This is a genomic window from Glaciecola sp. KUL10 (genome assembly GCF_003203515.1).
Lineage (GTDB): Bacteria > Pseudomonadota > Gammaproteobacteria > Enterobacterales > Alteromonadaceae > Glaciecola.
This window is the reverse complement of sequence record NZ_BGNG01000010.1, coordinates 112,052-123,459: the sequence shown is the minus strand read 5'-3', so window position 1 is coordinate 123,459 and position 11,408 is coordinate 112,052. Positions and strand designations below refer to the sequence as shown.

The following is an 11,408-nucleotide window of genomic DNA, read 5'->3' as shown; positions in this document are numbered from 1 at the left end:
CCTTCCTCGTTGAGCACTACGGTTGCCTTTTTGCCTCGATAAGCTGTTGCGCCGTTAGACTGCTGTATAGCCTTTTTCGGATTTCGGATTGCTTCAAGCATTTCCGTTGCATTTACCCCTCTTCCGCCATCACGACCTATAGCTTGATTTAACCCATGCTTGGTATAACCCGTAATCTTTGTAACACCATCAGCAATGCCTTCGCCAATTTTACCTAATGCTTTAACCTTCTTGCCGACAATTCCAACCATGGACTCTAACGCACCGCTATAGTCGCCACTCATCGCCGCATCAATTGAATCTTCAATATCGGGAATGGGGTTTATGAAATTATCAAATATCCACCGCTGTGCTTTACTAAATGGGCTTTGGAATTCACCATTTTCCAGACGAGTTTGGAAGTCCTGACTTTGATTGGCACTCGAATTACCATTATCCACTGCCACACTTGCTTGACTACCCAAATCGGCCACATCAAATCCGGCCTTTGAAAGACTACCACTAACAGCACTTTTAACGTCATTAACGGCTGCACTATCGCTTCCCGAAAACGATATTGTCGCACCGCCATTGCCTGAAGATTGTGCAGTTACCTCAACTTTTGACTTTACTCGGCTACCAGATTTTTTCTTTAATACTATCTTGGTGTTTTCATCTTCTGGTTTGTACCCCGTTGGATCAGTTCCAGAAAGTGGGTTATTCATGATATAGGAGTATGGGTTAATGCCTTGAGAACCCTCGTGAACAAAAGGATCAACGCTCAAAAACCGCCCAGCGTTAAAATCATACACCCGCCCGTTCATATGAATGAACGAGACTAGTGCATATCTACCTGTTTATGGCGATTTTGCTAGGAGAGCAGCGGTGTTAAAGAGCGTTAGTATCTACTGAGTATACCTTGTTGGAAAAATATTCCTAGGCGCGGGTTTTGGCGTTCAACAACGATAATTGTCAATGAGTAAGCTGTATTATTTTAGGGTATAGTTACATAATGACTCACGCTTAAATATAAAACATTCGCCAAACATAACAACTCTGTACCAAGTAAAACTGTACTGGTGGATTAAATAACACTGACCCCTTTATTAGGGATTGAAAGTACCACACTAGCGAGCCTGTTAAACGAGCTTGGCAAAGGCAACAGCCAAGCCAAATTCAAAGATACAGTGATATTGCTCGATGAAGCGGGACAGCTTGCAACGCCTGACTTACTGCAGTTAATGCAGGCCGCACACAGCGCTGGAGCCAAACTGGTATTAGTAGGCGAGCAACAGCAAATGGACGCCATCACCCATGGCGGCAGCTTGCGCTATCTTTCTCAGCGCCAAGGCTGTGCGCGAATTAATACCATTCGCAGACAACGTGAAGCGTGGGCACGTACTGCGGTCAATGACCTGCGCTCAGGCAATGCCAAAGCCGCACTGGATACCTTTGCTGGCAAAGACTTGCTGCACATCGAGCAAGACAGCCAAAGCGCACGTGAGCAATTAGTCAAGCACTGGCAGGCCTACACTGAGGCCAACCCCGACAAGCAAACCATGATAATGGCGCAGCGCTGGAAAGACGTAAAACCCCTCAACGACTTGGTGCGCACCGTCTATCAGGAGCAAGGTAAACTCGGCACAGAAAACATTCTGACCGAATGCGTGGTGTCCAACCAAAGCCTGTACTTTGCGTTCTCAAAAGGTGAGCGGGTTCGCTTTACCAAAAACGATTACAAAAAGATTTCACCAACGGCGAGCAAGGCACCATTACTCAAGTGCTGCAACAAGGGGATGATATTCGCTTTACCGTCAAGCTCGACTCAGGGCGCACCGTCAGCTTTTATCAATCGGATTACTCGGACGAGCAAGGCAGACTGCAACTGGTGCAAGCCTATGCCTGTACGGTGTACTCAAGCCAAGGGGCAACTGTCGATGGCGACACCTTTGTGTTGTATACCACCGCCATGGACAGAGCCGCAAGCTATGTGGCCGGAAGTCGTCACAAGGACAAGTGCCACTGGTTCGTCAATGGCCAAGAGCTGGATGCCCAAAGCGGTCAGGCCGACAAAGGCCAAACGCCCGACACAGAAACACGCCTGAAAACGCTAGCCCGCTGCATGAGCATTAATAAACACAAGGCCATGGCCTGTGAATACATTGCCGAGCAAGAGGCACAACAGGAAGCCACGCAGCAGATCACCAATGACAATGAGCTGGCTGCCTAGCCCCATAAACAACAAAGCCCACGAGAGTGGGCTTTGGTTTCCTAAGTTAACGACACTGCAAGGTGTCATACTTAATATAGTCAGGATAACTTTGAGATACTTTGGCAATTAACTCAGTTTCTATGTCTTTGCTTTCATTCTCAGATTCAGTATGAATCCTCAAATTAAAGCAATCTGTATTTAACAAATTACTGAGATCAATATATTTATCTTCATTCTTCCATAAAGTTTTGATCATGCCTTTTGCAGCCCACTTTTACCGTGCTCACCGCCTGAAACACGGGACGAAGGAATAAACCCTTTATGCGATAAGAACTCAGACACAATTTCTTCAATAGCAATCCCATCTGCATCGGGGATAAGATAGCTAACATTAACTTGAGGGTTAACATAATCGTTCATTTTTTCTGCCTCTGAACTGGCTGAAATACCATGAAAGAGCGAAACCCCAACCAGTAAAAATATAATAGATAGAGCAAAATAACCTACACGTTTCATTACTGCCCCCTTAATTTATGTTTTTCATATTATTAAGGGAGTTGTTGTACAACATCGCTCTTCCTTCAGAACTTCTATTGAGGATATTTCGTCTTGTTCTACTAGAATGGTATGTTTAGTTGTTTTTTAATTGCAGTGGTTGTGCTGCAACTCTCTCCTGAAAAATGCTCTTCTAACCGCCTGACAATATCTTCAGAGTACCAAACGGTAAATAACTCTAATCCCTTTACCTCATCTTCTAATGCTAGGGTGGATTTACCATCAAAGTATATAAAGTAATCGGTTGCACCAACTGGCCTGTGTAAGAAATTGCTTTTAAAAAGCATATTTTCACTTAACTTTATATTGCCTAAAAGAATCCATTCTCCCTCTTGGGGTTCTCCTTTTCCTACAAGAACTCTGAATGCCACAGGCAACTCTAACAACGAATCTGGCATTGATGAGTCACCTGCTATGTGGTCAAAAAATGTGAACTCATTACCCACACACGCCACACAAAAAGCGAAACCATCGTTTAAAGGTATCGCGTACACGTTGCCGCTATTGAATTGTGGAGTTCGTTTTCTCTTTGCCATAGCTTACTTCCAATCTAGTCTTAATCTATCAGGTGAATTGTCTGGCAAGTTACCAAATGCTACTCTTGCCGCGTTCATGTAAAACGGCCGATTTGGATTGAAGTCTGCAACTCCATTAATTAAGTTTCGTGCAGTTCCTCCTACACTTCTTGCCCCGCCATAGAAATCTATAAGTTGCTGTTCTCGACCACGAATAGCAGCCCTCACGGTTGACCACTGGTCTACGGAAGGAGGTCTAAATCCTTCTGCTGTTAAATGAGGTTGTCCCAACGAGCGTCGATGAACTAACTCTTCTGGTGTTCCATACCCCCCAGTTCGCCCCGCATAAACTTGGCCTGTTTTGGGGTTAACTCGTGTATACGTAACATAAAGATACTGATTATCTTCATCTATAGGAGTATCACTGGGAATGGTCAGGGCTGCAGCAACTGCAACTCCTCCCATCAGGTGCCTTATTCCAGCGGCCAACCACTCACCAAAACCTGTGGCAACAGCGCCTTCACCAGCGGCTACGGTTGCGCCAGCCTGAGTGACGCCAAACAAAGAGCCTGCAACAGGAGTTATGGATGTATCATTCTGACTTTGATCGGTACTCGAAATATCGTTCGCCGCAGCTACATCAGCCTGCCCACCAATATCCATCAGCGCTGAGGTTTGCATTGTCGATAAATTCGATACTGATAGCGTGCCACCATTTTGAGTAGTGGCAGTTGCTGTTCCAGTAGATTGATTTATCTCAACCCTCTCAAGCTTATCGGTCGTTTTCACTTTTGACAACGACGCTGCCGCAGACCCAGCTCCACCGCCACAAACCGAACCTTTCGCTGCGCCTATTCGACCTGAACTACAATACCCTGAAGGGTCTGTGCCCCATAGTGGGTTGTTCATCACATACGAATAAGGGTTAAGCGATTGGCTGTTGCTCGGTGCTTGGATAATTGGGTCTACACTCAAAAACCGCCCAGCGTTATAATCATACACCCGCCCGTTCATATGAATCAACTGCGCTTCATCCAAATGCTCGTGCCCTGTAAATCCGCGGCGGGTGGTTTCATCTGCTAGTTCAGAGACCTTTAAAGGACGCCAATCACTGCCTCTTGGTTTACCAAAGGGGTCATATCCTCGATATGCCGTCACCGCACCATTGTGGTCAGTAAACGTAGTTGCACTGCCCAAGCGGTCGCGATGCGCGTAGCGAATCGTGATATCACTGATGACCTCATCAACGCTTGTTTGATTAATAATGGCGACATCACTGATGTAGGTTTTTTCACTGCGCTTATTTTGTGTGGTTTCTACCTCAAACATTTTGTCAATGTAATGGGTGGTAATTGTCTTGCCATCGACCACACGGACTTGCTTATAGCGGGCTAAATCTGCGCCGTAATATAAGCTGATATCGGCGCCGTTTTTGGTGATGCGTGTTGGCTTGTTAAACACGTTATACACACTTTCAAGCACGTCATTGCGGTGCGTCAAATTACCTTTGCCATCGTAAGTAAAACTGTCGATGCCACCTGTCTTTAAGGTAACACTGCTTAGCTTGTTTGAGTTGGCATGATATTGATAGGCTGAATCACTGTTGCTCGAATAATCAGTTTTTTTGGTTAAATTACCCACCGCATCATAGGCATAATTAATCCCAACCGAGGTATCACCTGCATTCACAGTGCTGCTTAGCAGCCTGAACAAATCATCATACTCAAAGGTTTCAGTGGCTGTGAAGTCTTGCACGTGATTGACTTGCTCTTTGATGTTACCAAAGCTGTCATACTGCGTATATTCTAACGAGTGCAAGACAGCGCCTTCCTTGTCAACCACGCTTGTGTGCATTTGACCAGTATGGGCGTGATATTGGTATGTCCCCGTTAAGGTGTCGTTACCTAGATTGGCTTGGGTAATGTTGCCCCAGCTATCTTGGGCGGTGACTTCTCGATACACATAACCGGTAGCGGCGTTTTCTTCATGACTGAGATAACCTGTGTCTGTATATTGCAGCGCAACGGTTAACCCATTGGGATAAACGTAGGCTTTTGGACGACCATAATGACTATCGTACTGAGTTTTCATCACATAGCTTGAAGCATTATCTATGCTTGAAGCATTATCTATGGTAGTGGTGACTTGCTCTACTCGGGCACTGGCATCATACACAAATTCTTTTTTGAAATTTGGCGCCGTCTCTTCATCCATTAACCCACGTGCATTGTAGCCAAAACTTGCATTTGCTTGAGGCGCTAGGCGGCTAGTCAGACGCCCTATCATATCGTAGTCGTATCTAATCACATCCGCGTTTGCATCGACTTCTTTTTCAAGCTCGCCAAAGTCATTATACGTAAACTGAGTGTGACCTTGGTTAGGGTCGCGCACCCATAATTTACGCCCAAAACTATCGTAACTCGTGTGAATGCTGTTGCCAGCGGCGTCTTTAATTGTAACAGGGTTGCCTGCACCGTCGTAGGCATATTGCGTGACCCCATCTTTGGCGTCAGTCGTGCTCATTAGCTGTCCAAGTGCATTATAGTCGCGACTCATGCTTAGCGTACGTGTATCACCTTCACCTTCACCTTCACCTTCAACTTCAACTTCAATATCAGTCGTTAAGCCATTATAAGTATAGGTTGTCTCCACATGAGTATTGGGGTTATCGGCAGCAGGTGACTTTTTGCTATTGGGGCGATTAAGCACGTCAAAGTCATGATAAGTGGTAAATGCTGGCGAGGTTTGATACACATTGGATTGGTGTGTGATGCGCCCTACCGCATCAAAACGAGTATCACTAAATGCATGAGTATCTTGCCCCTCAAACTGAGACACCCTTGTGCGCAAGGTGCGACCCAATAAATCCTTGTAAACGGCACTGTTAGCTTGGCCGGCCTGAAAACGCGCTTCCATCATGATTGCATATGCAGGCGCATAACCATCGGGTGCCTGATAGCGAATATATTGAGAAGGGTAACCCGTAATATCGACTTGTATAGGGCGATTTAACTTATCAAATTGGGTGAGCGTCACGACATTGGCAGCATCAGTCACACTATACACTTGACCTGTTTGAGGGCGCGTCAGCAGTGTGCTGACTAAATTTTCGGTGGCTTCAACTTGAGTGACGGTATAGGGAAAATAACCGTCGTCAGCTTGCATGGCACCGTCATTTGAGTAGGTAGTGATAGTGCTTCGCTGTTGTAGCGCAATACTATCTGATGAACCGCTCATCATACTACCAGTTACAGTGACAGTTGTGGGCAAGCCATAATCGTTAAACGCAGTAACGGTACTGAGACATTGACTAATATGTTGTAGTTCGTTGCACTCCTCTTCGGTTTTTGCAGTCAGTCCTGTGGCGACCGTGACCGTCTCGGGTAGTCGCTTTGTTTCATCCCATTGAGCATAATTGGTAGTCATTGACTGGGTAAGTGATGTGTCTGAATATTTTTTAGCGGTTTGTTCTGCTTCGTACTCAACGCCTTTTGTAACCGTGCTGGATAATTTTTTATGAGGCCAATCCGTATCCGCATCATATTCTGCTATATGTTGGGTTTGATATTCAGCAAAGGCATCGTTAACCACACTGATAGCACCTTTTACGTTTCCAAATTTATCGATATCATTGGTTGTTGATGTTATCGAACTAATCTGTTCACCGTCGTTGATGTCGTAGGTGGTTTGTTTACTTTCATATAAATAAACGTGTTTACTGTTGGTGAAGGTGTAATTAGGGTTTTCTAGCCACTCATTGACAGTAGCACTGAGCTGCATTTGGTCAGACGTTCTTCTTGTTGTTTGCGCGGACACTCTGCCTGTCTTTGGAAACACCAGTTCAAACTCTGTTGTTGTCTCAATCCCCTGGCTGACATTAATGGCTGTTATACTTGAAAAACCGCTAAACCCTCGACCCTTTATATTAAAGGTTGCATCCTCATAACGGTATTGCAGCTCGTTTAGGCCGTTTCGTCCATTGCTTTGTCTAAATGCAGATACCGCATACATACTTGATGCAAAATTAAAGTGCTCATCATCAACAGTTTCACCTAACCTTGTATAGTAATTGGCAATCTGTCCAGAGCTTAATGGCAAATAATCCCATTGATAAAGCTGACCCACACCATTTTCAGCTTGTGTCAGCAGGTCAATCGCACGGTACTCGTTCGCATTTGGTTTGCTTTTGCCAGCGGCACCATAATTTTTACTAATATACACTTGATTCTGGCTCAAACCAGCCATGGGGGAGTCTACTGGTACTTCGATTCGGCAATCATTGCTGGTTAAGCAGCCATATGCAAACACCATATCGGGAAGGCCTTTACCAAAGGCATCAATGATAAACGCATTGTTCGCTGCACCAATAATAGGTGTTGATGTTTGAATTGCTTGGACGTCACCATCACTTTGCTCAGTCACTGACATTGCTTTGTATAGATAGATACTGCTGTCCCAGTGAGAAGGCATACTGAGTGTTTGAGTATGAGTATTGTAGGTGCCATACAAATCATCCCCACATGCCTCTGTGATTTTTGGTTGATTTGATTGGATTTCAGTAAATGTGTGACAGCCGGTCGCTAATCGCTTTGCTGGCATGAGTAGCTCACTTTTACCGTCACCATTAATATCAGCAATTTTAAATGCATCTTTGTACATGGGCACCACAACAAAGCGTTCGGGCGCCACATAGGATCCTTCGGCTTCTTCCCCGTCTTCATCTCCTTGAGGTGTTGGATTATCACGGCTTAAATTAACAGGGATTTTTCGTGTCCTGAGCACAGAGTCCTCCCCCAGTGCTACTTCATCAGCAAAGCTTCCATCGCCATTGTTTATCTTTAAGTGTAGCTGCTTGTTCTTGTCACTATAGTCTATCCACCCTATCCAATCATTTAACCCGTCGCCGTTTGCATCAAACAATATTGAAAATGATCCCGTTAGTTTCTTGCCGCCAAAATCAAGGGATTTTGATTTAAACTCGACAACTGAGCGATCCAACTTGGTCAAAAGGAGTGACGTGAGGACGTTCTGCGCATGCAATGATGAACTTGATACGGCTAAATCGGGTAGGCCATTGCCGTCCATGTCACCAAGATAACTAATACTTAGGTTACCACTGTTAGTCCCCCAATTTAAAATTTCCTGCGCGGATGAGTAGGGATTATTTTCGTCTGTTGAATGCAGATACAAACTAACTGAGTGTGCGAGTGTTTCACCAGCGCTATTAATCGCTTTATTTTCAACGACTAAATCAGGCCAACCATCTGCGTTATAGTCGCCAATGTTTACAAGCTTATCTTCGTGTAACGAATTGATTTCAATCGGTATGAGGGTATCTTGCCAGCTTACGTCAGTGCTCGGGTAATTTGTGTAACCAATGCGCAGCGTATCGCTTTGTATCTTCCACACATCTGACTTGCCATCGAGATTAAAATCACCATTGACACACACAGGCTTATAGGTAAACAAACTGCGTACACATGAATTGGTGTTGAAGTTATTAGAGCCGTTCTCTGCACCTTCGGCATTCACAAAATACTCCCCCCAATCTCTCACACCATCTCCGTTGATATCACCCGAGGCGGCAAAAGAAGTGATATCAGTGATTGTCGACGCCTCACCTAATTCAATAAGTTCATTGTCATCACTGCTTTGCAGCCTTTCTAATTCAAACACAGGGGTATCATCTGACCATTCAAACTCAGTAATTGGTCGACATATATTGTCATCATCGTCATATCCACAAAATTCAATAGAAGCAAGTAAAGACCGCTGAGTCGCATCACTGTATTGATAAGTTAAGGTATATTCAGAAACCTTTTTGTTGTTGTATTGTGTGTAAATAGACTTTAGGCGCTTGCTTGAACGTGTTGCGCCTCCTGCAAGGTAGCTGGTTCGGATGTCTGTTTTATTTTCGTACGAAAAATAAACTTCTCGATTACCATCAGCGTCTTCAGACCCTGTGTACGTGATATAATCGAGCAAAACCTCGTCTGTGCCACTATCCACATAATAATAGCGAATAAAGTTACCCGAATAATCTTCTACTTTATCAAGTTGCCAAGTTAGCGGTAAAGACATACTACTTGGCACCACTTGCGCATACATTCCGAATGTTAGGATGCGATTGTTAGGTGATTTGACTAAGAAATAACTCTCAGTACTATTTATATCATCCCCGTACTGTTCGACTCTTGTCATATCATCTAACTCTTTGCGATAGATTGCACCATTGTAGCCGTATGTACCTGATGCCAATACGAGTCGTTGCCCATCTAAACAAAGCTTATCAACACCTAAATCATACTGTATATTACTGTGCTGACCGTCTTGCGCCAGAGTTGGCGCGCATCGAGAAATTACCCCTCCAGCACTCAAACCAAAGCCAACTCCCGCAATGCCATTGCCACTGCGATTATTGTAATTTAATGAGATATTTGGCTGCATTGCAGCGCGCCCAGGGATAATTTGAATAGGTATGGAATATGACGCCTGTCCACCGTTTACACTTGCGTTTGCGGGGATCGCGCCAAAAAAGTCACTATTGGTAAGTGTGGGCGCAGCAACTGTAGCGTCCGGTACTGTAGTTTCGGTTGTGTTTGACCATTGAATGATTTGTTCAGTTACACTAAAGTTAACCGCAGCAATTGCAGAAAAATACCCATCATCGTCTTTTGCACGTACTTCAACGGCATATGTGCCAACCGGTAAAGTGCCGAAATTATGAGTGTATGGCATCGAATGAACAGTTGTCCAACTTCCGTTTTCAAGAAGTTTAAAGTCGACTCGCTCAACAATCCCATCAAGGTCTTCAGTTTGAACCTGCACGATCACATCTTGATCGCTTGAGAAACTTTGAGCATTGTTTGGGGAGGTTATTGCAATTGTTGGTTTTATATTAGAAGGTTCTAATGTTACCGCATTAGATGTTCTCCAACTATCACTACACCCATTATCATTGCATGCTCTCACGCGGAAGTGATAATCACCAGGCTGAACATTAGAATAAACTTTAGATGTGGAAGGGTCGTTTTCATTACCCGACCACGCAGCCCCATTAACGCTGTTCTCGATATCGTATGAAGTCGCGCTATTTACACTTTCCCAAGAAACATTAATATCTGAGTTATTCACTACGGTTGCCGTCACTGTAGACGGCGGCGAGGAAGGAGGCAAGCCCACAACTTCAACCGAAACGGATTGAGCAGACGAACACCGTGAGTGAGCTGACTCGCTGTCGTTACACGCATATACGCTATATTGGTAGTCACCCGCGCCGTTGTTTGGCGAAACACTGAAGCTTTTGTTATTGCTAAAATTGCTGCGAATGTTACCCACTGTTGTCGTTGCACCGCTGGGAGACTGTTCTTTAATCAGGTAGTACCCTTTATCGCCAGCCATGCCAGAAGGCTTATTCCACGTTAACGTGGTGGATTCATCTAACGCAAGGCTCGAAGCACTGACGCGCAGATTTGCAACCCCATTGGGTGAGCCATAGACATAAACAAGTCTATGTGGACTGTAACCTGAACATCCCGCTTGGTTACATTGTTTGTATTTGTAGTAGTAATTGGCAACATGCGTGTGATTCAAATTTTTACTATTACGAGGCCCCCAATATAAACGTGTTGCAGCTCTTGACGTTGAATCCACGTGACTTACCAGCTCATAATTACCGACATTCTGAGCGTCTGACCAACTTATCCTAAAGTTTTGAGCCACCTCAGATGCTGAGCCCACTGAAGAAGACGGTGCCCTTGTGGGATTAGAGAGGCTGCCAATCGTGACTTTTACCGAAGGGCTTGCACCGGAGGTGCCGCTGACATTAAAACGTGTGTAGCGATAATAATAAACACCCGGCGTCGATTGTTTATCGTAGTAGAAGTTCTCTTGGGAGTGTTTGACTAACTTCCACGCCCCACTGCCCAGTTTACGATGCACGCGATACCCTATCGTATTGCTGGCACGTGGAAAGTCAATGCGAAACAATTGCCCAACACTGGGGTAATAATGAGTTGCGCTTGGTGACGAGGTTGGGGTAGCAGGGATAGTAGCTTGCGCAGACGCAACAAACAACAAACATAACAACGCCACCATCGCTTTTACCGCAATGTATTGATTTAGTTTCATGACTGTCCTTGTCTTTG

The 11,408-nt window shown here is 44.8% G+C and carries 6 protein-coding genes; 1 reads left to right on the top strand and 5 read right to left on the bottom strand.

All coding sequences use genetic code 11. The features are described 5' to 3' along the window. Positions 1-791, bottom strand: a 791-nt coding sequence (locus tag KUL10_RS15485) for an RHS repeat protein (protein ID WP_158525406.1), incomplete at its 3' end; no start/stop codon positions are given. A 276-nt stretch (positions 792-1,067) separates the two neighbouring features. On the opposite strand from KUL10_RS15485, the gene KUL10_RS18680 reads away from it, so the two are divergent. After that, positions 1,068-2,084 carry an AAA family ATPase gene (locus tag KUL10_RS18680; protein WP_158525408.1) on the top strand — a complete coding sequence of 339 codons (1,017 nt, stop codon included), beginning with the start codon at positions 1,068-1,070 and terminating at the stop codon, positions 2,082-2,084. 171 nt (positions 2,085-2,255) lie between these two features. Here the strand turns inward: KUL10_RS18680 and KUL10_RS15475 are convergent, their stop codons facing one another. The 4 genes from KUL10_RS15475 to KUL10_RS15460 form a co-directional block, all read right to left on the bottom strand. Continuing rightward, on the bottom strand, positions 2,256-2,447 hold the full coding sequence (locus tag KUL10_RS15475) for a hypothetical protein (RefSeq protein ID WP_110429849.1): 192 nt from the start codon (positions 2,445-2,447) through the stop codon (positions 2,256-2,258). Beyond that, positions 2,444-2,707, bottom strand: a complete 264-nt coding sequence (locus KUL10_RS15470) for a hypothetical protein (RefSeq protein WP_110429848.1) — start codon at positions 2,705-2,707, stop codon at positions 2,444-2,446. Before KUL10_RS15470 ends, KUL10_RS15475 begins: the two co-directional genes overlap by 4 nt. Positions 2,708-2,808: 101 nt before the next feature. Further along, positions 2,809-3,282 carry a hypothetical protein gene (locus tag KUL10_RS15465; protein WP_110429847.1) on the bottom strand — a complete coding sequence of 158 codons (474 nt, stop codon included), beginning with the start codon at positions 3,280-3,282 and terminating at the stop codon, positions 2,809-2,811. 3 nt (positions 3,283-3,285) lie between these two features. Further along, positions 3,286-11,391 (bottom strand): RHS repeat-associated core domain-containing protein, encoded by an 8,106-nt coding sequence (locus tag KUL10_RS15460; protein ID WP_110429846.1) that lies wholly within the window; start codon positions 11,389-11,391, stop codon positions 3,286-3,288. Positions 11,392-11,408: the final 17 nt, after the last annotated feature.